We start from the raw sequence: 22,717 nt of genomic DNA, 5'->3' as shown, positions 1-22,717 counted from the left end.
ACATCCCCCAGCTTCTCCGTTTGGGAAGGCTGCTTCGCGTTCGCTAGGCCCGGTTCGGGGATCTTCTCAACCCTAAGACTCAGGCCGGCATGAATCGCCCACAGCCGGCTGTCCCCGATTCGCCTCAGGACTCAATCGAAGAGCACGAGACCGAGAACACCACCACGGCCTTATCTCGTACACCAAGCCGCGCCAAGAGGAGAGGGGTTGACAACAACCTCGAACCCTTAGAAGTTCCAAAACTGGAGCCGGGAGCGGTGCCCGGAGAGGGTCTTCTTGATCCTTGGTGCCGCAACTGGCTCCCGTTTTTTAAGGAAGGGTAGGTTACTCCGCATAACGGAAATGATCTTTCCCCATCGTACGGATTCCCCAAAATCTCACGCCATCCTCATCCCAATCGAAGGTCTTCTGTCGGATGATGTCCGCATATCGCTTGATCGTCGCAAGGTAGGGGTCACCGCTCGGCTCCTGCCGATCAAGCCCCTGCTCGTAGTAGACTCTGAGAATGTAGGCGCAGAAGTCTGCTAGTTTGATACCCGGCGTGATCTCCGAATCCACAAACAACACCCCAGGCACGATCCGCGTCATCGCGCGGCCTTCTGCCGTACGGAAAAAGAAGCTGGAGAAGCACTTGTCGAGTCTGATGTTCTCGGAGGGAGAGCGCCCGTCGAAGACCACCGTCGCCATACGTCCGGTCTCCTTCCTCTCGATCAGGGTGTCGACCCTCTCCAGGATCCATCGGTGTTGGGTCTGGAGGAAGTCATCTCCGCGGTAGATTGGTCTGTCCGGGCGCTCCATCACCATAGCGAAGATCGTAACATCAAGGTTCCGGATGAGATCCATCACGGAGTCCGCGTACACACGTTTTGCGGGCCAGCGCCCCAATATCGCCTTCCGACTTAGGAAGGCGGTGGCTTTTCCTTCGCGCTCGTCGCGTCGGAGCGTCGCCGAACCGCCAATACTGGCACGGAAGTCTTCACTGAAACGATGGAGGGCTCCTGCAATGTGCCTCACATCCTCTCGTTTAAGGCATACGCCAACATCCACCGGTCGTGGGTGGTCGTTCGGATGTGGGTGGCCGGATTCATCGATGTAGACGAACAATGGCAGCCTCTCTTCTGAAGGCAAATGGGACATGTGAGTCTAGGAAAAGGGGGTCCCCTCCGGTGGCGGTCAAGATTGAGTTTTGATGTGGATCCGCGCGCCGGCATTTCCAGACCATCGCGTGTGCCGTGAATGCGGATTCCCGACGCATGCCGATCACCGATTCCAGTGCATGCCGATCGGTGATTCCGAGGCATGCCGATCAGTGATTCCGAGGCATGCCGATCAGTGATTCCGAGGCATGCCGATCACCCTGGAGTGAGCGAGTAGCGGTGCTGGAGAACCTGCTGTAGCGCCCCCCTCTTTCCCTTCTCGACGAGGTCCTTGAGACGGAGGAGGGAGAGGGTGTCGCGGAAGAGGTTGTCCATGCGCAAGTTCAGAGAACTGATGCGCCTGAAGTACGAGCTCGGGCGCAGCCACCGCGAGATCGCCGCCTCGCTGGGCGTCGCCAACAGCACGGTGAGCGACTACGCGGGCCGGGCGAGCGCGGCGGGGCTCTCCTGGCCGCTGCCTGAGGGGCTGGACGACACCGCTCTGGAGGCGGCGCTGTTCCCCTCGCTTCCGCCCTCGCGGGTTCCCCGCCCCGAGCCGGACTGGGACCGGGTGCACCGGGAGCTTCAGCGCCACAAGGGCGTCACGCTCAGACTGTTGTGGCGGGAGTACCGGACGGTGCATCCGGACGGCTACCGGTACAGCAGTCGTCCACGCCGCAGCATGTGGGGAAGCGCCGGCAGTCGACCGCACTCGCCGAGCTCGGCGTTAAAGAGCGCAGCGGCATCCGATAGGAGACCGGACGCCGCCAGGTTGCAGAACGCGTCGCTGTCAACGAGAAGACGCATCGGCGCTGGGAGGCGACCCAGGGACAATCACCCTCATGAGTTCCTGGTCACTCAGAGACGCGCCCTCCACGTCTACGAACCTCTCGAAGTACTGCCGTAGGATTCGGGTGGCTCCGGTTGCGAGGTACAGGGCTTTCGTGGCCCTGGTGGCAGTCGCGTAGTCGCCCGCCGTACGCACCCATGAGAAGATGATCGATCCCGCGTCGACGCCTGTTTCCCGCGCCGCCGCTGCGGCCTGAGTGGCCAGGTCCCTGAAGTTGCCAGGAGCGCTGGGGCTCGGCACAGGAATCGCGGCTTCGCCAACGAGCGCTCGGATCGCATACTCGTCTGCCAGTGCCTCCATTTCGTCGTCCTGCAGAATCTCCTCATCCTCATCGACCACCGGAGCATCAGGCGTGCAATCCCCCTTTGCGATGTGCCCAGCCTCATGGGCGATGCGGAAAGCGACCCGGCCCGGTTCGTCATGCCTGTGACCCAAGACGACGACGGGCCTGTCCTCGACCACCGCGGCAAGTCCCTGGAAACCAGGCGTCGGCAGCAGGTGGGCTGGAACAACGGGAATCCCTCGCGTCCACAGGTCTTCGACGATGGCGTCCAAGACTGAGCTACCGTCGAGACCCCGGATCTCTTGGCGCCACGCGAGTCCGTCGGAAGGGGGGGCCGTAGGTGCCGGCACCGGCTCCTTCAGGTTGCGCACCACGGCGCCGGCGATCCTCATCGCAGCGTGGATTGCTGGCGCCAGACGGTCGCGGCCGATGTCCCGGACGCACCGAAGTCGGGCCTCGGGGTATCCAAAGGGCTCCAGCGTTGTTTCGGGGTCGCTCACGGTCGACAGCGGGACTGCCAAGAAGCGGCCTACCCGGATCTCGATTTCGGGGAGGAGCTCGGGTTGGTTCACACAGCTCTGATCCCACCAATCGGGTAGCATCGCGGCAGAGACGAACTCGCTTCCGAAGCCTGCCTGACGGAGCCGACGAATCAGCAATGGTATGGATCGCGTTGCCAGATTACTCCTCCAATCGATGGTTTCGCCGAGATATCTGAGGGCACCAGAAGGCATCTGCCTTCTCGCGGGCCCAGAAATGTAACCTGACACGCTCACATCGGTCCCTCCGCGGCGATGGGGCCGTTCGAGGCACGATAACGACACCTTGGCCGGACAAATAAGCTAGATTACGATACGATCATGTCCGGTAATCGCGGGTGGAGGTGGTGCAAACCATGACGAGGAAGCGTAACCAGCACGTTGTCCCTACAAAGGACGGTTGGGCAGTCAAGCCCGCGGGTAGCCCGAAGGCAACGAAGGTGTTCGACACGCAACGGGATGGACACATATGGCCGGGATCCCTACCCGCCGCAGCGGTGAAGCGGTCAGCCGATGAGTGACACACGACCGTTCAGCCACATTGCTTTCTGCGGGACGGTGACGGATTGCTTGCCGGACGACGGGTTTCGTTCTCTGGCGGAACAGCTATCCGGCGCCGGTCAGGCTGGACCGTCTCCGAGCCTCGTCGTGGCTCTGGCGAGTGAGTTGCTGGGCCAAGACCGGCTCCGGCTTCCGAACTGGGTGGATACGGATACACGCTACCTGGTTGTGCTGGACGTGCCGGAGCAGGCGGTGCTTCGTCTCGCCTCGACGCTTCGACTCCACAAGCCGGATCAGCGGTTGCAAGTGTGCCGGGATCCTTCCGTCGTGAAGCGTCTGGTCATCGCGCTCAAGCGACCGGCCGCGTGGGAGGGCATCCTTGACGCTTATGTCCTCAAGGACTCTCTGGTGGTGGTCCTGGGGGACATGAGCGTATGGAAGTTCCCGGTCGGAAGGCTTCCCAAGGTCAGGCGGTTCGAGCCGGCCGTGGTCAGCCGGTTCGTGATCGATTCACCCGGTTCCTACCTGCATTGGCCCGATCGGGATGTGCACATGGGTCCGTCTCAGATGTTGCAGGCCGTGGATCCCATGCATCTGGCCGATGTGGAAATCCGCCGGTACGAGATGGAGAATGTGTCGCGGGCTCTCCGTGACATGAGGCATGAGCGGCAGCTGAAGCAGACGGAGATACCGGGGCTGTCGGAGAGGCACGTTCGGCGGTTGGAGAAGGAGGAAGTACGTCTCACGGTCGAGGCGGCGAACAAGTTTGCGGATGCGTTCGAACTGACGCTGTCGGAGTTCCTCGACGAACTGAGTGAGCGGATATCGGCTCTGCGGGAGGATGGGATAACGTAAGCGACCTCGTCGTTGCCCCGCAGCACTCCTCCGCCTCCGCCGCGAGCGATTACGCTCACGGCGGACCGCGTCGGTTGCGGGCCGTTGTTTGTGCGGCGGGTCCGGGCGGCGTTAGCGTCGGGAATACCAAACAGCTAACAGTCCGTGGTAAAAGTCGGGATGTTCCGCGCCGGCATTGATGGTTAGATTGTGGCCGGGACAGGAGTGGCCAGTCAGTCGGAGGTGGGCGATGGCGATGGGGCGGCGGAGGGGCGGGCGGCAGAAGGCGCTGTTCGTGGCTGCGGCGGGGATCCGGGCTCCGGGGCACCCGTTCTACCGGGCGCTGGACGGGATGCTGGCGGAGGCGGGCTTCGACGGGTTGTGCGAGGAGACGTGCGCGGCGTACTACGCGGAGCGGCTGGGCCGTCCGAGCGTGGCGCCGGGGGTGTACTTCCGGATGCTTGTGGTGGGGTATCTGGAGGGGATCGGATCTGAGCGGGGGATCGCGTGGCGGTGCGCGGAGTCTCTGTCGCTGCGGGAGTTCCTTGGCTACGAGCTGGACGAGAACCCGCCGGACCACTCGACGGTGTCGCGGACGCGGCGGCGCCTGTCGGCGGAGGCGCACGAGGCAGTGTTCGCCCGGGTGCTGGAGCTCCTGGAGGAGAGCGGGCTGTTGAGCGGCAAGACGCTGGGGATCGACTCGACGACGCTGGAGGGGAACGCGGCGCTGCGGTCGATCGTGCGGCGGGACACGGGGGAGGGATACCAGCTGTTCCTGGAGGGTCTGGCGGAGGCGTCGGGGATCGAGACGCCGACGAGGGCGGACCTGGCGAAGCTGGACCGGAAGCGGCCGAGGAAGGGGAGCAACGAGGACTGGGAGCACCCGCACGACCCGGACGCGCGGATCACGAAGATGAAGGACGGGCGGACGCGCATGGGCCATAAGCTGGAGCATGCGGTGGACATGAGCTCGGGGGCGGTGTGCGGGCTGACGGTGCAGCCGACGACGGGTGGCGACTGCGCCTCGCTGCCGAAGACGCTGGGGGAGGCGCGCGGGCAGCTGGAGCGGGTGGGGGCGGAGGTTCGGGAGCTGGTGTGCGACAAGGGCTACCACTCGAACGCGACGATGAAGCGCCTGGCGGGGCTCGGAGTGCGGAGCTACGTGAGCGAGCCGAACCGGGGTCGTCGGAGCTGGAAGCGGGACCGGGCCGCGCAGAAGCCCACCTACGCCAACCGGCGCCGGATCCGAGGCGCTCGTGGCAAGCGCCTGCTGAGGGCGCGGGGCGAGAAGCTGGAGCGCGCCTTCGCCCACATGCTCACCACCGGCGGCATGCGCCGGACGCACCTGCGCGGGCACGAGAACATCCGCAAGCGGATGCTGGTGCACGCGACCGGGTTCAACCTCGGGCTCCTGATGCGGCACCGGTACGGCTACGGCACGCCGAGGAGTCTTCAGGGCAGACGTGCGTCCACGCTTCAAACGGGAGGCCTCCGGGTCGCTTTTTCGGCCCTTTTCCGGCCGAAATCGCGCGTTTTCGGCCACCCGGGACCCGTCGAGGCCCGGATATCACTCCGACGACGCCCCGGCCGCGTCGGCGCAACAGTCCGCCGACACTTTGCCGAGGTCATATTCCGTGGCCCGCAGCGCGCTTTTGCCACGGCCTGCTAAGGAGGAGGCGACGATGAGGACCGTTGTTGGGTTGCGCGAGCTAGCCAATCTGGAGCAAGTGACCGACTTCCCGCGCCTGCATCTCCGGGCGTTGGCGCGGATTGCCGCACAGGACAGGTGGTACGGCGTCCACGTCGCCGCCGGACTTGGCGACGTGGCGCGGCACCTGACGCCGCCGGAGGTGATGCGGCTGACGCCGATCGCGACGCTTTGGCGGCGGGTGGCGTCCAAGATTGACGGGATGGCCGACTACTACCGGGGGCATCCCGAGTTTGGCGGATGGTGTGAGGATGCCTCCGCCGCGATCCGGACGGCACTGAGGCCGACCGACGGCGTGGCCTAACGTCCGGCGGCCGTCAAGCCATCGTTAGGGAATTATATACTTAGCTTGATTTCCTCGAAGAGATGGAATCCAGCACATCGCGGACGTGTAGGAGATCCTGTTGGGCCTCTTCATATCCGGGAGCTCCGCGCCGGACACGTCCAAACGCCTGCCACACCTCGTCGAATCGGACACAGACGGCCTTGGTCACGGCCCCTCGCACCCATCCGGGTACATCCCACTTGTTGCTGTCGATCGTGTCGTTGACAAACCTGCGGAGCGTTCGGGTTCCGTATGTGTCACCTTCGCCTCGCGTTCTCAACGTCTTCAGGACGCCTTTGACAAGAATGTCCTCCACCGTCTTTCGTCTCCCTCTCCTTTGGCCGACATCCGTTTCACGCTGTAAGGATGTCTCCCTTCATGGATGCTTCTTCCGCCGGACATTCTCGAGGAGATGGAATTATGACGTTCGCTCCCGCAACTGCGTATTCCGACGAAGCCGACCCCCGGTTCCGACAAGCTGATCGGTGACTCCGATCACCTTGGAGGAGCGGAGGTCCATAGCGGGGCCGGGGTGTCGGGGTTAGGGTCTGAGTCTACCGGCTTGTACCGGTCTTCGTCGAGTCGTAGAGTCTCCTGACGCCCTTGTGGCGCTGAAGCTCCCGGTGCACCTCGTTCCCAGTCCGGCTCGGGCTGGGGAACCCGCGAGGGCGGAAGCGGAGGGAACAGCGCCGCCTCCAGCGCGAGTGTCGTCCAGCCCCTCCGGCAGCGGCCACGAAAGCCCGGCCGCCCTTGCCCGGCCCGCGTAGTCGCACACCGTGCTGTTGGCGATGCTCAGCGAGGCGGCGATCTTGCGGTGGCTGCGCCCGAGCTCGTACTTCAGCGCATCAGTTCTCGGACCTTGCGCATGGACAACCTCTTCTGCGACACCTCTCCCTCCTCGTCTCGGAGGACCTCCGCCGAGAGGGGAAGAGGGGGGCGCTACAGCAGGTTTTCCAGCACCGCTACTCGTACCGATACCGAGACGCCACAGGGCTTCGTCCTGTCCCGCACGAAGGACGGGGCAACCGTCTACACCAGCGAGCACGGAGGCTACTGCGGTCTCCCGAGCCACGAGACCGTCCGACACTCAGTCGGGGAGTACGTCCGGGAGCAGGCGCACACGAACGGGGTGGAGAGCTTCTGGGCCCTGCTGAAGCGAGGGTACCACGGCGTCTACCACGACATGAGCGTCAAGCACCTCCAGCGGTACGTCGACGAGTTCGCGGGACGCTACTCGATTCGGAATGCCGACACGATCCGGCAGATAGAAGTCGTCGTGGTCCGGCTCGTCGGGCGGCGGCTGCTGTTCCGAGTGTTGACGGGGAAGGCGGAGGCGTAGGGAGGGAGTAGCGTCATCGTGGCCTCTCGGCTAGGATCTCCGGCTCGATTCGTGTTCGGCAGGAGGAGGAGGTGCGATGGGTAAGAAGAAACCCCCGAAAGCACGTGAGCAGCGGGTTCTCGAACGTGTCAGAAGAGCTACCGTCGGAGTGGCGCTATCCAAGCGTGAAGGCGATCAAGTTAGCTTGACTCTTGAAGGTACCGGGTTCTTCATAGATGACCCTTCCGGGGTGGTATTGACGGCACGGCATGTCCTCGACGCCATCGAGCAGAAGACGACCGAGGAGGCGGCGAAATGGGCCGGATACACGCTCGGTGTGTTGATCTACCGACCGGGGGACGGTACCCAGTTCGATCTCTCGTTCACCCCTGTTCTTCAGGACGCCAGGAATCCGGGCCATGACGTGGCTGCACTCAGGATCGGGGAACAGCCGGTCCCTCCGACCTGTTTGCGGCTGGGATACAATCTGGAGCCCCGGGAAGGGGTCATGGCGGGTACCTGCGGATGGCCTCACGGGTTCCGCCCGGATGAGATCGGCCCTGCGAGTACGTTTCTGATGGGCCCCATCAGCGGTGTACTACCGTTACCGGAAGCTCCGGCTCATGCTCGTACCGGGTACATCCTGCAGATGCCCGCAACCCAAGGAAACAGCGGGGGTCCCGTGTTCATCCTCAATACAGGTGTGGTCTTCGGTGTAGTAGAGGCGAAGATCTCTGCGAATGAGTACGTCACGGGTCTTACGAAGGCGCAGTCTATCCAATTTGCGCGAGGCGTTGCCAAGATCGCCGGCGATGGGGAAGAATAAAAGGGGTTCCCCGTGGGACTGGCAGAAGGAGGAAGGCATGAGTACGAAGAAGCGCAGGAAGAAGGATGAAGGCGGGAAGAGTGAGGGAGACTCGGCGACGCAGACGATACGATACGATACGTCTGGAGCTGAGTCATTCGAGTTTCGTGCCGGCGATCCTCGCGTGCAGATACATCGACGCACCAAGGAGGAGATTGCGGAGGCGGAACGGCGGTTTACCATCCAGGCTTACTGAAGCCTTCGGCGTCCCCATCTTCGAGGAGTACTGGTAGGGCGTCGGTTATCTCGGGCGGCTTGTACAGGTACGGTAGTCGCCTGACACCCGGCCTCGCCGAGGTCAGCGCTTCAGGCTGCGGTCTGCACCTCATTCTTGGCTGACTTCTTCCGGGTGCGGGGCTGCCGGGTCCCCTTCTTGAACACCTGGTAGGGCGTCCGCCCCTCCATGCCGCGGCCGCAGTGCGGATGGTTCCGGTTGTAGGTCTCGATGTAGGCGTCGAGATCGGCCTGCATCTCGTCGACGGACTCGTACCAGGTCGTTCGTCCCTACACCCTCAGGTGCTCGTCCAGGAGCGTGCGGTGGAAGCGCCCGATGTACCCGTTCGACTGCGGCCGGCCCACCTTCGTCTTCCGGTGTCGATCTTCTCGAGCTGGAGGAACAGCTCATAGCAGTCCGTGGTAAAAGTCGGGATGTTCCGCGCCGGCATTGATGGTTAGATTGTGGCCGGGACAGGAGTGGCCAGTCAGTCGGAGGTGGGCGATGGCGATGGGGCGGCGGAGGGGCGGGCGGCAGAAGGCGCTGTTCGTGGCTGCGGCGGGGATCCGGGCTCCGGGGCACCCGTTCTACCGGGCGCTGGACGGGATGCTGGCGGAGGCGGGCTTCGACGGGTTGTGCGAGGAGACGTGCGCGGCGTACTACGCGGAGCGGCTGGGCCGTCCGAGCGTGGCGCCGGGGGTGTACTTCCGGATGCTTGTGGTGGGGTATCTGGAGGGGATCGGATCTGAGCGGGGGATCGCGTGGCGGTGCGCGGAGTCTCTGTCGCTGCGGGAGTTCCTTGGCTACGAGCTGGACGAGAACCCGCCGGACCACTCGACGGTGTCGCGGACGCGGCGGCGCCTGTCGGCGGAGGCGCACGAGGCAGTGTTCGCCCGGGTGCTGGAGCTCCTGGAGGAGAGCGGGCTGTTGAGCGGCAAGACGCTGGGGATCGACTCGACGACGCTGGAGGGGAACGCGGCGATGCGGTCGATCGTGCGGCGGGACACGGGGGAGGGATACCAGCTGTTCCTGGAGGGTCTGGCGGAGGCGTCGGGGATCGAGACGCCGACGAGGGCGGACCTGGCGAAGCTGGACCGGAAGCGGCCGAGGAAGGGGAGCAACGAGGACTGGGAGCACCCGCACGACCCGGACGCGCGGATCACGAAGATGAAGGACGGGCGGACGCGCATGGGCCATAAGCTGGAGCATGCGGTGGACATGAGCTCGGGGGCGGTGTGCGGGCTGACGGTGCAGCCGACGACGGGTGGCGACTGCGCCTCGCTGCCGAAGACGCTGGGGGAGGCGCGCGGGCAGCTGGAGCGGGTGGGGGCGGAGGTTCGGGAGCTGGTGTGCGACAAGGGCTACCACTCGAACGCGACGATGAAGCGCCTGGCGGGGCTCGGAGTGCGGAGCTACGTGAGCGAGCCGAACCGGGGTCGTCGGAGCTGGAAGCGGGACCGGGCCGCGCAGAAGCCCACCTACGCCAACCGGCGCCGGATCCGAGGCGCTCGTGGCAAGCGCCTGCTGAGGGCGCGGGGCGAGAAGCTGGAGCGCGCCTTCGCCCACATGCTCACCACCGGCGGCATGCGCCGGACGCACCTGCGCGGGCACGAGAACATCCGCAAGCGGATGCTGGTGCACGCGACCGGGTTCAACCTCGGGCTCCTGATGCGGCACCGGTACGGCTACGGCACGCCGAGGAGTCTTCAGGGCAGACGTGCGTCCACGCTTCAAACGGGAGGCCTCCGGGTCGCTTTTTCGGCCCTTTTCCGGCCGAAATCGCGCGTTTTCGGCCACCCGGGACCCGTCGAGGCCCGGATATCACTCCGACGACGCCCCGGCCGCGTCGGCGCAACAGTCCGCCGACACTTTGCCGAGGTCATATTCCGTGGCCCGCAGCGCGCTTTTGCCACGGCCTGATAGGGGTGCCGGTCCTCGCGCCCGCAGTACTCCCGCCCGTTGTCGCTCAGCACCGTCTGGATCTTCACCCCGTGTTCCTCGAAGAGGGGCAGTACGTGGCTGTTCAGGATCTGGACGGCGGTCACCGGCCTCTTCGAGGTGTAGAGCCGCGCCCACACGTAGAGGCTGAAGCAGTCCAGCACCGTCTGGATGTAAACCTTGCCCACGCCCTGGGCGGGGTAGCTCGGATGCCCCCCGCCGCCTTCTCTTGCCAAAGCCACATGTTTCGAGGTGACGCGGGTGGTGCCATAACGGCGCGACGCACAGCCATTAAAGAACCGGGAAAGGGATAGGGGCGGAACAATCCGGGGAACCGCCGAGCTTGAATTCACGGCGGCGACTCCAGACCGTGAGGCGCCGGATCCAACTCCGGCTCCCGGGGGGGGCGCAAAAGGGGAGGCTCGAGTCACGGCGTCCCGGGGTTCGCCGGTCGCGACGTTTGCTGTATACTGCCGACGGGGCTGACCCGAAGCCCGGCGAGGCCGATCCACCGCCAAGGCATCCAAGGCTATGATCACAGGCGAACTCAAGGCCAAGGTTGACAACATCTGGAACACGATGTGGTCCGGGGGCATTTCGAACCCACTCTCCGTCATCGAGCAGCTGACCTACCTCCTCTTCATCAAACGGCTTGACGAGCTGCACACGCTGAAGGAGAGCAAGGCCGCACGCACCGGCAAGCCCATCGAAGAGCCAATCTTCACTCCCGATCAGGACGCCATTCGCTGGTCTCGCTTCAAGGAGACCGCTCCCGAGACGATGTTCGAGACCGTGCGCGACGAGGTGTTCCCCTTCATGAAGGCCCTGGGGCAGAGCGGGGAAGCCGATGCCGAGAGAAGCTCGACGTACGCACACCACATGAGGGACGCCCTCTTCATGATGCCCGCGCCCCGCGTGCTGGCGAACGTGGTGGATCAGCTCGATGGCATCGACATGGCCGACAGCGACACCAAGGGCGACCTATACGAGTACATGCTCGGCAAGATAGCGAGCGCCGGGCAGAACGGGCAGTTCCGCACCCCGCGTCATATTATCAAGCTGATGGTGGACATGGCCGCGCCGACGCCTAAGGACGTCATCTGCGACCCGGCCTGCGGCACGGCGGGCTTCCTTATCGCCGCTGCCGAGTATCTGGTCGAGCACGATAGCGGGACCATCTACAAGGACGCTGCCGCCCGCCGCCGCTTCAACGAAGGCACGTTCCACGGCTACGACTTTGACAGCACCATGCTGCGCATCGGCAGCATGAACGTGCTGCTTCACGGCGCGGAGAATCCGGACGTCCGCTACCGGGACTCGCTGGCGCAGGCCGACGATGACGATGCGGAGAAGTACTCGCTCATTCTCGCCAATCCGCCGTTTGCGGGAAGCCTCGACTACGAGTCCACCGCCAAGGATCTACAGCAGATTGTCAAGACGAAGAAGACCGAGTTGCTGTTCCTCGCCCTCTTCCTCCGCCTTCTCCAGACAGGCGGCCGCGCCGCCGTCATCGTGCCCGACGGCGTGCTTTTCGGATCGAGCAAGGCGCACAGGACCCTGCGCAGGATTCTGGTCGAGGAGCAGAAGCTCGACGCCATCGTCTCCATGCCCTCTGGCGTCTTCAAACCCTACGCCGGGGTCTCCACCGCCATCCTGCTCTTCACCAAGACCAACTCCGGCGGCACAGACCACGTCTGGTTCTACGACATGCAGGCGGACGGCTACTCGCTGGACGACAAGCGCACGCCGCGACCGGAGAAGAGCGACCTTTCCGACATTCTCGCCCGCTGGCAGAACCGCGAGGCGGAGCTCAAGCGGGCGCGGACGGATCAGAGTTTCCTCGTGCCCAAGGCCGAGATCGCGGGCAACGACTACGACCTCTCCATCAACCGCTACAAGGAGGTGGTATACGAGGCGGTGGAGTACAACCCGCCGAAGGTGATCCTTGGGCGGCTAGCGGCGTTGGAGGAGGACATTGCGAAGGGACGTAAGGAGTTGGAGGGGATGCTAGGATGAAGGTCGTAGCCGTCCGCGACATCAGCAAGCAGGTTCGTGGCGTGACATATGCCAAGAGTGACGCCAGCGCAGTCCCAAGAAGTGGCTACTCGCCCATATTGCGGGCCAACAACATTGGAGAACACGGACTGCTTCTTGAAGACTTGATTTTCGTACCGAACACCAAGATCTCTCAGAAGCAACGAATTGTCCCGAATGACATCGTTGTGGCAGCATCAAGTGGCAGTATCTCCGTCGTAGGAAAGACGGCGCAAGCGCGGATAGGATTCGAGGGCGGGTTTGGCGCATTCTGTAAAGTGCTGCGCCCGGGGCCTGATGTCGACCCCCACTACTTCGGCCACTACTTCAGGACCTCCCTCTACCGGCACGTCATTTCCAGACTGGCTGCTGGGGTCAATATCAACAACCTGAGAAACGAGCACCTGGACAACCTCCAAATCCCACTCCCGCCCCTTGCCGAGCAGAAGCGGATCGCGGAGATTCTGGATGCGGCGGACGCGCTGCGGGCCAAGCGCCGCGAGGCCCTCTCCGAGTTCGATACTCTGCTCCAATCCACCTTCCTCGACATGTTCGGCGACCCGGACACGAATCCGATGAGGTGGGAGAGTAGGGCCTTTGGAGACATCACCGCGGCCAAGAAGCTCGGATTGGTGCGGTCATCGAAAGAGTTCGGCTGGGATTTCACGATCCCCTATGTTCGAATGGATGCCGTGACGGCCACTGGGGAGTTTCTGCCCGATAAGGTGCAACGTACGGAAGCGGATGAGCGGGAGTTGAAGGACTATCGTTTGAAGCCCGGGGACTTCCTCTTCAACACTCGGAACTCGAAGCAGTTGGTTGGGAAGGTGTGTGTCTTTCCGGGACCTGAAGGCTGGCTCTTCAACAACAACCTCATGCGGATCCGATTCTGCGTAGAGGTCGAGCCCACGGTGATCGCGATGCAGTTTCGCTTTGGACGGGTGCAGCGCGAACTAGAGAAACGGAAAGCAGGCACGACAAGCGTATTCGCCGTCTATTGGAAATCCCTACAGACGCTTCCGATCCTGGTCCCACCCTCAGATCTGCAACGCCGGTTCGCCACCATCGTCGAGTCCGTCGAGCAACAGAAGGTCCGGCAACAAGCCCACCTCGCTGAGCTCAACACCCTTTTCGCATCTCTTCAGTCCCGCGCCTTCAGAGGCGATCTCTGAGCCACGATGGAGATCTCCGCGAACTTCGACTTCCTGAGGCAGGAATTCCTTCATGTCGCGGAGAGTGCGACCTACGCTGAGCGGCACGTCTACGGTGACCCTCGGGCCTCTTGCTTCCACGCCCGGCATGCACTTGAGCGCCTGCTCAAGCGCATCTGCAGGGTCGAGAAGGCTTTGAAGCCACCGAAGGTCACGAACCTGGACGGCTACATCAGCGATCCTGCCTTCCGCGAACTCGTGCCGAACGTGGTGTGGCAGAAGGCCGAATTCATCCGGCAGGCGGGTAACGTGGCGGTCCACGGTAACAAGTCGCCGGCACCTGAGAAGGCGATGGATGTCCTGCGCGAGCTTTATCACGTTCTCTACTGGACGGGTCGCACCTACCTGCGAAAGGGAGCTGAGAACCTCCAGGGAAGGACCTTAGACGAGTCCCTCATTCCCAAACCGGACGCCCCGGAGGCTCGGGCCAGCCTCGCCGAACTGGAGGCCGTCACGGCACAGCGAGACGTGGCCGAGGACGCACGTGCGGACCTGGAAGGTGAGGTGGAAGTCTTGCGCGAACGGCTCGCGGCTATCAAGGCGGAAAACGAGGCCGTCCCCGAGACCCATGACTGGAACGAGGAGAAGACCCGGCGCCTGCTGATCGACTTAGCGCTCCACCGGGCGGGCTGGCGGCTCGACTCGAAACACGACCGCGAGTACGAAGTCACTGGGATGCCGAACGAGTCGCGGATCGGCTACGCGGACTACGTCCTGTGGGGAGACGATGGCAAGCCACTAGCCGTGGTCGAGGCGAAGAAGACTACGGTGGATCCGGAGGAGGGGCAGCAACAGGCGAAGCTCTACGCAGACTGCCTGGAGGCAATGCACGGGCAACGGCCGGTTATCTTCTACACCAACGGCTACAAGACCCGCCTCTGGGACGACCTGTTCTATCCACCACGCACCGTCGCCGGGTTCTACAAGAAGGACGAACTGGCATCTCTGATCGTGCGCCGAGCCCAGCGAGAGGCATTGGACGTGGCGCAGGTAAGGGGCCGGATAGTAGATCGCTATTACCAGAAGCGGGCGATCGGCAGCATCGCGGAGCAGTTCGCAAATGCGCGGCGCAAGGCGCTCCTGGTGATGGCCACCGGCAGCGGCAAGACCCGGACGGCGATCGCGCTGGTGGATCTCTTGCAGCGGGCGGGGTGGGTGAAGCGAACGCTGTTCCTGGCCGACCGGGTGTCGCTGGTGAACCAGTCGGTAAGCGCGTTCAAAGCGCATCTGCCGGAATCGAGCCCGGTGAACCTGGTGACCGAGAAGGACAGGGTCGGTCGGGTCTACGTCTCCACGTATCCGACGATGATGGGACTGATCGACGAAGCGGAGGGCAACGAGGCCCGGTTCAGCGTCGGGCATTTCGACCTCGTAATCATCGATGAGGCGCACCGCTCGGTCTACCAGAAATACGGAGCGATCTTTCGCTACTTCGACTCGCTGCTCGTCGGGCTGACCGCGACACCACGAGAGCAGGTGGATCGGAACACCTACGCACTCTTCGATCTGGAGCCGGGCGTTCCCACGGACGCCTATGAACTGGAGACTGCTGTGGCGGATGGCTTCCTCGTGCCGCCGCGCGTACAGCAGGTGGATCTGAGGTTTCCACGTGAGGGCATCGACTACGACGCCCTGAGCGAGGAGGAGAAAGAGCAGTGGGAGAGCCTCGACTGGGGCGATGACGTGGACCCCGACGCTCTTCCGGACAGGGTCAACGCGTCCGCGATCAACAACTGGCTCTTCAACGAGGACACGGTGGACAAGGCGCTACGGCACCTAATGCAGCATGGCCACAAGGTCGATGGCGGTGACCGGCTGGCCAAGACCATCCTGTTCGCTCGCAATCACGAACACGCAGAGTTCGTCGAGAAACGGTTCGACCGGCACTACCCGCAGCACGCGGGACACTTCGCCCGCGTCATCGACCATTACGCGAAGTACGCGCAGAGCCTTATCGACGACTTCTCGCAGAAGAACAAGGCTCCGCATCTCGCAATCTCGGTGGACATGCTCGACACCGGTATCGACGTGCCCGAGGTGGCGAACCTGGTCTTCTTCAAGCCGGTCTACTCGAAGATCAAGTTCTGGCAGATGATCGGACGTGGAACGCGGCTCTGCCCCGACTTCTTCGGACCGGATGAGGACAAGCAGGATTTTCGCGTATTCGATTTCTGTTTCAACTTCGACTTCTTCCGCGAGAACCCGGATGGGATCGAGGCGGGTGCCGGAGTGCCGCTCGGCACCCGGCTCTTCCGCTCTCGCGTCCAGCTCCTGTCCCATGTCCAAACGACGCCTGCCCTCGACCCGGACATGAAGATCGCGGGCTCGCTGACCGATGAACTTCACGGCCAAGTGGCCGCGATGAACCGCGAGAACTTCATCGTGAGGATGCACCTTGAGGCGGTGAACCACTTCCGTGACCGGAAGGCGTGGGAGCGACTCAGCGACTCCGACGCTCAGACACTGGAGCTGGAGATCGCTGGACTTCCGAACGAGATCGAGACGGACGACATCGAGTCACGGATGTTCGATCTCACCGCGCTTCGTATGCAGCTTGCCCTGGCCGAGGGCAACGAGACCGTCTTCGAGAGTCATCGGCGACGGGTCGTCGAGATCGCCATGCTGCTCGAAGAGAAGAGCACGATTCCCGCGGTGAAGACTCAGCTCGGCTATCTGGCTGCCGTACAGGACACCGATTTCTGGGAAGGCATCGTTCTCGGTGGCATCGAGGACCTGCGGCTACGGCTGCGGGGGATTGTCCCCTTCCTCGACAAGAAGAAGCGCAAGATCGTCTACACGGACTTCCAGGACGAGGTTGTGGAGGTCCGAGAAAAGCGGGCGTTCTACATGCCGAAGATGACCGGGGCTCAGTACGAGAAGAAGGTCGAGGAATACCTCCGCAATCATCTCGATCATTTGGTCATCCGCCGGCTGAGAACCAACCAACCGCTCACGGATGCCGACCTGAAAGGGCTGGAATCAACCTTGGTCGAGATCGGCGAAGAGGATGGGGAAACGCTGTTTTCCGGGCTTCTTGCGCGCAGCGAGTCGCCATCGCTCGCTCATTTCGTAAGGAGTTTGGTGGGGTTGGATCGAACGGCCGCGCAGGCCGCCTTCTCGGGTTTTCTGGCCGACCGGAGCCTCACATCTTCCCAGATCCGCTTTATCGAAATGGTGATTGACCAGCTCAGCGCCCGAGGGGTCATCGAAGCCTCGGCGCTCTACGAGCCACCGTTCAGCAACCTGCACGCGGAGGGGCCGGACGCGCTCTTTGACGGCAACGTGGAGGTAATCGAGGGTGTTTTCGAGGTGCTCCGGCAGGTCAATTCAGGACTGGTTGCTTAGCCGATCTTAGGGCACCGTGATCCACGGCAAAAGAATCGTCCACGCTCACAGCAGAACTGCACGACAGCCCCGTGCTTCCTGTCAGAATGTTCCCCGGAACCGATGGCGTCGAGATCATGATGCGCGTTCCCGATCTCAGCTGTGCGGAGTACCGTCTCAATCACTCCGTGTTCCACGGATTAGCGGAAGGACCCGAAGGACACACGTGAAGGTTGTCGGCGCACTCGATGGAACGGCTGAATGACCACAATTCACACTACACCAGTGCTGCCAAAGCCGGATGGTGGGGGTAGTCCTGAAGTGCCGTTCTGACTAAGCTCTCTCTGGAAATGCTTGCGCCGCCACCGCCGCGACGGAGTGTGCGTAAAGCCTTGAACCAGACCGCCCGCCCCGTGTCGCTCAGGTGCAAACGAGACGGATCGCCGCCTGCTCGTGCCCAAACCTCCTGATCCATCGGTCCCGATGGATAAAGATCCGGCATCAGACGTTCGAGTTGCTCCCAGATTCCAAGCACAGCACTCGACGTTGCGTCGGTCGAGATCGCTTTGATTCCACCTCTGTCGAGTGCAACAGGGAAATTATCTTCCAAGCCACTTGCCTTAAAAATCGGATGCTGGCGTCCCGGCAAAGCGCGTTTCACCATCTCGGCGACGTGGTTGAATATCTCAAAGACCCGAATCACACCGTCCCCGCTCGTCCGTCCCTCGCCGCGCAACGCCTCAAGGAGTTTAGACGTAAACACGCTGTTTCGAGCGCTATCGAATACGTGGGAGACTTCGTCCGCTCGGCATGACGCAAATAAAACTCGACCGGTGCCCTCCGCCAGCCGGATCAGTGATTTCTCGCTGTAGCCAACCACCAATGATTCCGTTCGTTCACTATCCTTGAGCCTGCCCGCACCTCCGGAATTGCACGCATCTATCAGGACGAGTAGACGTTCCGCCGAGATTCGCCGAAGCGCCAAAGAGAACTCTGTTTCTGACAGGCTCGTCGTATCTGGCGCTCGCATGTCGAATTCCACTGGCAACAAGGCGCTTTGAGGGTCGGCAGGATCCCCAAGGCGTGTGCCGTGACCAGAGAAAAAGATGACTACGGAGTCATTCGGTCCACTAGCCTTAGCTACGGAATCCAGTGCAGTCCTGATGCGCGCTAGCGTTGCGTCCCCGTCGAGAAGCAAGTGTACGTTATTTGCCCGATATCCGCAGTAGGCATCGGATGTCAGAATCTCTGCGACATCGCGGGCGTCATTCGTAACCGCATCTGGTAATGGATACGCGTTCTTGTAACGCGCAACTCCGATGACAACGGCATGTCCCGCTGTGAAACCTCTCTCTGCCGTTAGCAGCGTGGAAGAAATGTCCTTCATGCCCTTTTCCTTCCAGGTTTGTATAGGTCATTCACTGTGAGATCCAGTTAGGCCTTCCCACGGAAGAGAGAATTTCTGGCCAGATGGAGGAGCTGCTGGTTGTTGGGAAAATCCTCCCTCATTTCAGCCAAGAGAGCGGAAGGGGTGGGCTGCTTCCCATTCTGCATGTCCCGCATTCCTTGCCTCCATCGCATCCGCCCGGAGAGGGCCGACGGGAGATCAGCGTCGTTCCCGCCTGCACGCTCCCACAATCCGTGATGGTCCGGACCGCTAGGGTAGAGGGTGGCAGCCAATGACTCTAGGGCCTGCCATTTCTCCGAATCCGAGACTGGTGTCAAACCGAGGGCAAGTCGGTTCCAAAAACCGACTATGTCATAACACGCGCGGAGCGTGGGTCTTAGGTCTTGTCGGCCGGATCTATATCGCTCGGCCATATCTGCCGCCGCTTGCCGCCATTCACGTTCTAGTATTAGCCGGCCGATTGCTTCGGCATCGGAGGCCGTCAGGGCTCTTGTGCGCTGCATCACGTTGCCGATCAATCCGAGGAATCGGTGCTCGTCGTACCCATAAAGCGCAGTGACAATTCCGACGATCGCGCCAATGCGATCAGGGATCAGCGCATCCACGGTTGGATCGAAGCTGTCGCTCTCAAGGATCGCAGATTGTATCGTACCTTCAGGGACAAACGGCGCGCCGGTTCTGGACGCCTCCCGGAGCCACCCGCTCGTGGTCGCGGCGACAAGATTGTTGAACGGGACTCCACTAATGCGCGACCATACCTCCGGCCTGCGGGGATAGATCCCAAGGTCGCCGAGCGGAGTGTTCGACAGTAGCGCGATGAGCGATGTATCTGCTTCGTCCCCGTCCAGCATGCGGTCGAGTATCAGATGAAACGCGGCCTCTGGATCGGCGGGTCCTTGCCAAGACTTAGGGTCGATGGCAAGAGCTTCACGCCACACCGCCTGTGCCTTGGGGCATGAAATGTCCACGTCGACCAATAACGTGGGCCTCTTGGCGACCGCTTCTCCGGCAAGCTGCCGCATACGGGGGTCGTCGATCTCGAGCCCGCACTCGACGACTTCCGCTGCATGGGCATTGCGTAGAGCCGACCGTAGACCTGCGAGGACTGATGGATCGGTATCGACGGCAGCTTGCTGGCGCGCGGCATCGAAAGGAGAGCAACTGGCTGACAAGACGGTGCCGTGCAGGCGGAACCATCCACGGGACCGAGCGTGTGCAAGGAGGGTGATGGCGGCTGTTTCGTGGAGCTTGGGCGGCACCGTGCCCACGAGTTGTTCTTCAACCCTGGGCGCGGCGGGTACATATTGGAACAAGGTACCCACGATATCGGGGCGGATCTGAAGCCACCGCCAGAAGGCGGCGAAGAAGCCAGACTTGCGCGCGCGAGCCGCACTCGCGAAGCCGTTCAGAACCGCGCTCCGCCATTCCTCCACGGCAGCAGTACTGTTCGTCGCGTCCTCCAGGACGGAGAGCATTTCCACATCCTGATCTTGACGATAGCCGTTCTTGGCCGCCCACGTCTCGATCGCCTTCCAAACTGAGGTCGGCGTGGAGACTGCGGAGAGCTGCAAGTTCCGCAACAGAAGGATGCCTTGGGGTCTGGCTGCTGGCACAAGCTCGCACAGCTCTCGGACAAGAACATTCTTTCTGTCTTCGCCGGCATCCGGATGTGGCGACAACTCTTCGATGAGTCTCAAGGCCCCGACCCGTCGCTCCACCGTCGACTCGCCAATGTTGAGTGCGTAAGCTTGTTCGGCCCAACGTAGGTCACGAAACGTCGTCGGATGCGATCCGATTTCCTGCATGAATTCAAGAAGCGGGGTCGCCTTCTCATGACCGCTTAGGATCGCCGCGGCGAGCGAGGCTGGTTCGCGAGGCGCAGCCGACTGAACAATCGGGTGGTCGGACCACCGCGCCGCCAGCGCGCTTGGCGTGCATACCAGCGCCGGTCTAGGGGTCTCGACGAGATCGCGCGGGTCGAAGCTCAAGCGGAATGCGAAGCCTCTGCGGAACTCGGGCAACAGACGCGCCCACAATGCGACCACAAGATCGTCGAATCCGATGTGGCCGAGCCGCACGGCCGGCAATCCTCCGTTCATTACAAGAGCCTCGGCTGCACTTATCAACTCGTCGGAATGCGGAGGCGGCGTTAGGGTAGGGGCGAGTTCAACCGCTGCGACATCGGGGCGTTGCCGGTCCGAGGTAGCGAACAGCTTCAAAAGAGGTCTCAAGTCCGAAGTTTCAACGATCTCATCCAGGCAAGCGAGGAGCGCGTGAGAAAAGACCATTCCGCTTCGTGACGCACCAGTGTCGCGAAACGTCCGCGAAAGCACATATCGGCCTTGGTAAGGGAAGCCCCCGAGGAACGGGGACCACTCGGCACCCTGCGGTGCCGCGTCTGGTAGATCGAGGCGGGGGACGATCGCGGCCGATACCTCGTCGTCTCCGCTCGACGCCAGCAGCGAGTGTCCGCGGCGATGTTCGCCGTATAAGGCTTGCTCGATTCGCATCGCTCGCTAGCCGCCCCCCGTCACGGAGGGCCAGCGATTAGTCTGCGAATCGGATACGTCAAATCGGGGGAGTGCCTACCGTCCTCCAGAACCACATAGCCAAATTGCTCAGAACCTTTTGCGATGTAATCCTTGTTAGGTGTGTTCTTGTCGAGCGCTTGCCCAAGCGCAGAAAGTCCGAGAACCGAAGATTCTTCCCAGTTGCTGGCGACGAAGTCGGCGAACATTGGTAGGCGACTGCACAACTCGTCGATGGGTTTCCCCGGGCTGTCCATCTCATCCCAGCACGTCAGGAGCACAACCAGTGGAGGAAATCCGCCGGAACGCTCATTCGCTGTCGACCAAATATAGATCAGCACTTGCATGAGCTCAATTAAGCGAGCTTGATCCGACAAGCCAGAGTCCCAGGATTTTGTAACTCTTCCCTTCAAAGATGTGAGAGGACGGGAGAAGACGTCATCGTCCGTTCGGATCTTTTGTAAACGAATCAACATAAGCCATGCCGAGGACTGGGTAATACGGTGCAACCAGACTTGGGGAAGCTGTCTGTCGTCGATGATGTTCTTGATCTGTTCGCCGCCATAATCGGGCCAGATCAGATCCGCCTCTTGTTCCTCGTTATCGACGATCGGCCAGCGGCTTTCGTGGTAGGCCGTAGTGGGCGTATGATCAGCCGAACGACCCGCATCTAGACAGGCCATCACTGCTTGGAAGGGCTCAAGATTGGTGGCTGCTCCATCCATACGGAGTTGCCCGTCTTCTTGCATAAGCCGCTTCAATAGCTGACCGCCGTAGTGGGACTTGCCGACGTCAGATTCGCCGATCAGCAGAATGGATTTGTCGGGGGGTACCATTGCCCTATCTCACGCCGAAGATGAAGAGGGGATCGAGGTTATCGCCTGCCGGTTCCGGAAGTCGGAGAGCCGGTCGCCTAGCGTACAGAACCCAGCGGAGAAGGTCCACGAGCCCCTGCCCAGTTCCCGTTCCATCTGACTCCGACATGATGCTGACGGCGAACTCTGTGGCACGCGGAACCGCCCGGAGAACGGCGCTTCGGACCGCCTCTTCCGTATCTTCTGGGATCGGTGTGTCTGCCTTGGTCCAGACGAGGGCGACGGGTCGTCCTCGCAGATCGTCCGCCAAGCGGCGGGCGAGGAGTTGAATATCGGTGCGTGCTGCACCCTTCTCGGGCCCAGCCAAGGCTTCGCGGTCTGCGACCAGAAGAAAGACATCGGCATGTTCGGCAGCCCATCTGGCACCTTCGGCAGCAGGCGCATCGCGATTGACCGCCCAATTGCGAAACCATTCGCCGGGCGCATCGGTCATCACGTAGTCCCTGCGATGGTCCACTCCCCGCTTGAAGGCTAGGTGAAGCAACCCCGGCACTCGTGTACTGCGGCTGGACGTGTGCGGCGGGAAGCTCGGCCGTATCGAACCCGGTTCCCACCGCAGAGAGCTTGCCACAGCTTCCCATCCGGCAAGTGAACAGGAGCCGGAGAACCGCAGGTCATCCGGTATGGCACCACGTCCGAGCAACAGGTACCAAGCGCCTAGAAGCGTCGTCTTGCCCGCGTTCTGAGGTCCCATGATGGCGAGCACCGTCGGCTTCTTGCGACCTGCGACAAAACCAAGGTCCGCAAGCCCGAGAACGCCTCCCGACCAGGGCATGGCCACCGCTTCCGGCGGCGGTCGGTCGTCCTCCTTCGCTGTGGAATCCGC

General features: G+C 62.4%; 17 protein-coding genes and 2 pseudogenes. 11 read left to right on the top strand and 8 right to left on the bottom strand.

Going from position 1 to position 22,717, the window contains the following annotated elements; translation table 11 throughout:
* Window positions 1-324: 324 nt before the first annotated feature.
* Together ACOOHF_RS04660 and ACOOHF_RS04655 are read right to left on the bottom strand one after the other, a co-directional pair.
* Window positions 325-1,104 (bottom strand): DUF3800 domain-containing protein, encoded by a 780-nt coding sequence (locus tag ACOOHF_RS04660; RefSeq protein ID WP_420463572.1) that lies wholly within the window; start codon window positions 1,102-1,104, stop codon window positions 325-327.
* An 822-nt stretch (window positions 1,105-1,926) separates the two neighbouring features.
* Window positions 1,927-2,841: a hypothetical protein gene (locus ACOOHF_RS04655; RefSeq protein WP_420463571.1), complete on the bottom strand. Its 915-nt coding sequence runs from the start codon at window positions 2,839-2,841 to the stop codon at window positions 1,927-1,929.
* A 323-nt stretch (window positions 2,842-3,164) separates the two neighbouring features.
* Between ACOOHF_RS04655 and ACOOHF_RS04650 the strand changes: the two genes are divergently transcribed.
* From ACOOHF_RS04650 to ACOOHF_RS04620, 7 genes are all read left to right on the top strand, one after another.
* On the top strand, window positions 3,165-3,329 hold the full coding sequence (locus ACOOHF_RS04650; RefSeq protein WP_420463570.1) for a DUF2188 domain-containing protein: 165 nt from the start codon (window positions 3,165-3,167) through the stop codon (window positions 3,327-3,329).
* Window positions 3,322-4,164, top strand: coding sequence for a hypothetical protein (locus ACOOHF_RS04645; RefSeq protein ID WP_420463569.1), 843 nt, complete (start codon window positions 3,322-3,324; stop codon window positions 4,162-4,164). The genes ACOOHF_RS04650 and ACOOHF_RS04645 overlap by 8 nt, the downstream gene beginning before the upstream one ends.
* A 229-nt stretch (window positions 4,165-4,393) precedes the next feature.
* Window positions 4,394-5,812: a transposase gene (locus ACOOHF_RS04640; protein WP_420463568.1), complete on the top strand. Its 1,419-nt coding sequence runs from the start codon at window positions 4,394-4,396 to the stop codon at window positions 5,810-5,812.
* A 13-nt stretch (window positions 5,813-5,825) separates the two neighbouring features.
* Window positions 5,826-6,155, top strand: coding sequence for a hypothetical protein (locus tag ACOOHF_RS04635; RefSeq protein WP_420463567.1), 330 nt, complete (start codon window positions 5,826-5,828; stop codon window positions 6,153-6,155).
* 886 nt (window positions 6,156-7,041) lie between these two features.
* Window positions 7,042-7,515, top strand: coding sequence for a transposase (locus tag ACOOHF_RS04630; RefSeq protein ID WP_420463566.1), 474 nt, complete (start codon window positions 7,042-7,044; stop codon window positions 7,513-7,515).
* Between the two features lie 76 nt (window positions 7,516-7,591).
* Window positions 7,592-8,320, top strand: a complete 729-nt coding sequence (locus tag ACOOHF_RS04625; protein ID WP_420463565.1) for a S1 family peptidase — start codon at window positions 7,592-7,594, stop codon at window positions 8,318-8,320.
* A 37-nt stretch (window positions 8,321-8,357) separates the two neighbouring features.
* Entirely contained in the window at window positions 8,358-8,555 is a 198-nt protein-coding gene (locus ACOOHF_RS04620; protein ID WP_420463564.1) for a hypothetical protein, read from the top strand.
* A gap of 110 nt (window positions 8,556-8,665) precedes the next feature.
* On the opposite strand, the pseudogene ACOOHF_RS04615 reads toward ACOOHF_RS04620, so the two are convergent.
* Window positions 8,666-8,985, bottom strand: a pseudogene (locus ACOOHF_RS04615) (integrase core domain-containing protein); the annotation flags it as partial.
* Between the two features lie 41 nt (window positions 8,986-9,026).
* Between ACOOHF_RS04615 and ACOOHF_RS04610 the strand changes: the two are divergent.
* Window positions 9,027-10,493 carry a transposase gene (locus ACOOHF_RS04610; RefSeq protein ID WP_420464334.1) on the top strand — a complete coding sequence of 489 codons (1,467 nt, stop codon included), beginning with the start codon at window positions 9,027-9,029 and terminating at the stop codon, window positions 10,491-10,493.
* On the opposite strand, the pseudogene ACOOHF_RS04605 reads toward ACOOHF_RS04610, so the two are convergent.
* Window positions 10,490-10,705, bottom strand: a pseudogene (locus ACOOHF_RS04605) (IS481 family transposase); the annotation flags it as partial. The gene ACOOHF_RS04610 and the pseudogene ACOOHF_RS04605 overlap by 4 nt on opposite strands.
* Window positions 10,706-11,042: 337 nt before the next feature.
* Here ACOOHF_RS04605 and ACOOHF_RS04600 point away from each other — a divergent pair.
* From ACOOHF_RS04600 to ACOOHF_RS04590, 3 genes are read left to right on the top strand one after another with little or no spacing between them, the layout of a single operon-like run.
* Window positions 11,043-12,527 (top strand): type I restriction-modification system subunit M, encoded by a 1,485-nt coding sequence (locus ACOOHF_RS04600; protein WP_420463563.1) that lies wholly within the window; start codon window positions 11,043-11,045, stop codon window positions 12,525-12,527.
* Window positions 12,524-13,717: a restriction endonuclease subunit S gene (locus ACOOHF_RS04595; RefSeq protein ID WP_420463562.1), complete on the top strand. Its 1,194-nt coding sequence runs from the start codon at window positions 12,524-12,526 to the stop codon at window positions 13,715-13,717. Before ACOOHF_RS04600 ends, ACOOHF_RS04595 begins: the two co-directional genes overlap by 4 nt.
* A 6-nt stretch (window positions 13,718-13,723) precedes the next feature.
* On the top strand, window positions 13,724-17,101 hold the full coding sequence (locus ACOOHF_RS04590) for a DEAD/DEAH box helicase family protein (protein WP_420463561.1): 3,378 nt from the start codon (window positions 13,724-13,726) through the stop codon (window positions 17,099-17,101).
* A 256-nt stretch (window positions 17,102-17,357) separates the two neighbouring features.
* Here ACOOHF_RS04590 and ACOOHF_RS04585 read toward each other — a convergent pair whose 3' ends face one another.
* Genes ACOOHF_RS04585 through ACOOHF_RS04570 form a run of 4 tightly spaced genes read right to left on the bottom strand, consistent with a single transcriptional unit; the run spans window position 17,358 to window position 22,585 of the window.
* Entirely contained in the window at window positions 17,358-18,467 is a 1,110-nt protein-coding gene (locus ACOOHF_RS04585; RefSeq protein WP_420463560.1) for a caspase family protein, read from the bottom strand.
* 47 nt (window positions 18,468-18,514) lie between these two features.
* Entirely contained in the window at window positions 18,515-20,998 is a 2,484-nt protein-coding gene (locus ACOOHF_RS04580; protein ID WP_420463559.1) for an effector-associated domain EAD1-containing protein, read from the bottom strand.
* Between the two features lie 20 nt (window positions 20,999-21,018).
* Complete coding sequence (locus tag ACOOHF_RS04575) at window positions 21,019-21,852, bottom strand: hypothetical protein (RefSeq protein ID WP_420463558.1); 834 nt, start codon at window positions 21,850-21,852, stop codon at window positions 21,019-21,021.
* Window positions 21,853-21,856: 4 nt separating this feature from the next.
* Entirely contained in the window at window positions 21,857-22,585 is a 729-nt protein-coding gene (locus ACOOHF_RS04570; protein ID WP_420464333.1) for a TRAFAC clade GTPase domain-containing protein, read from the bottom strand.
* Window positions 22,586-22,717: the final 132 nt, after the last annotated feature.

The organism is Candidatus Palauibacter sp. (assembly GCF_965216145.1).
GTDB lineage: Bacteria > Gemmatimonadota > Gemmatimonadetes > Palauibacterales > Palauibacteraceae > Palauibacter.
Note: the sequence above shows the minus strand (reverse complement) of the source record. Positions and strands in the feature narration are given on the sequence as shown.

Excerpts from the sequence above, each read along its gene's own strand:
- ACOOHF_RS04650 (WP_420463570.1), top strand. The coding sequence starts at position 3,165 with ATGACGAGGAAGCGTAACCAGCACGTTGTCCCTACAAAGGACGGTTGG.
- ACOOHF_RS04645 (WP_420463569.1), top strand. The coding sequence starts at position 3,322 with ATGAGTGACACACGACCGTTCAGCCACATTGCTTTCTGCGGGACGGTG.
- ACOOHF_RS04640 (WP_420463568.1), top strand. The coding sequence starts at position 4,394 with ATGGCGATGGGGCGGCGGAGGGGCGGGCGGCAGAAGGCGCTGTTCGTG.
- ACOOHF_RS04635 (WP_420463567.1), top strand. The coding sequence starts at position 5,826 with ATGAGGACCGTTGTTGGGTTGCGCGAGCTAGCCAATCTGGAGCAAGTG.
- ACOOHF_RS04630 (WP_420463566.1), top strand. The coding sequence starts at position 7,042 with ATGGACAACCTCTTCTGCGACACCTCTCCCTCCTCGTCTCGGAGGACC.
- ACOOHF_RS04625 (WP_420463565.1), top strand. The coding sequence starts at position 7,592 with ATGGGTAAGAAGAAACCCCCGAAAGCACGTGAGCAGCGGGTTCTCGAA.
- ACOOHF_RS04620 (WP_420463564.1), top strand. The coding sequence starts at position 8,358 with ATGAGTACGAAGAAGCGCAGGAAGAAGGATGAAGGCGGGAAGAGTGAG.
- ACOOHF_RS04610 (WP_420464334.1), top strand. The coding sequence starts at position 9,027 with ATGGTTAGATTGTGGCCGGGACAGGAGTGGCCAGTCAGTCGGAGGTGG.
- ACOOHF_RS04600 (WP_420463563.1), top strand. The coding sequence starts at position 11,043 with ATGATCACAGGCGAACTCAAGGCCAAGGTTGACAACATCTGGAACACG.
- ACOOHF_RS04595 (WP_420463562.1), top strand. The coding sequence starts at position 12,524 with ATGAAGGTCGTAGCCGTCCGCGACATCAGCAAGCAGGTTCGTGGCGTG.
- ACOOHF_RS04590 (WP_420463561.1), top strand. The coding sequence starts at position 13,724 with ATGGAGATCTCCGCGAACTTCGACTTCCTGAGGCAGGAATTCCTTCAT.
- ACOOHF_RS04585 (WP_420463560.1), bottom strand. The coding sequence starts at position 18,467 with ATGAAGGACATTTCTTCCACGCTGCTAACGGCAGAGAGAGGTTTCACA.
- ACOOHF_RS04580 (WP_420463559.1), bottom strand. The coding sequence starts at position 20,998 with ATGCGAATCGAGCAAGCCTTATACGGCGAACATCGCCGCGGACACTCG.
- ACOOHF_RS04575 (WP_420463558.1), bottom strand. The coding sequence starts at position 21,852 with ATGGTACCCCCCGACAAATCCATTCTGCTGATCGGCGAATCTGACGTC.
- ACOOHF_RS04570 (WP_420464333.1), bottom strand. The coding sequence starts at position 22,585 with ATGGGACCTCAGAACGCGGGCAAGACGACGCTTCTAGGCGCTTGGTAC.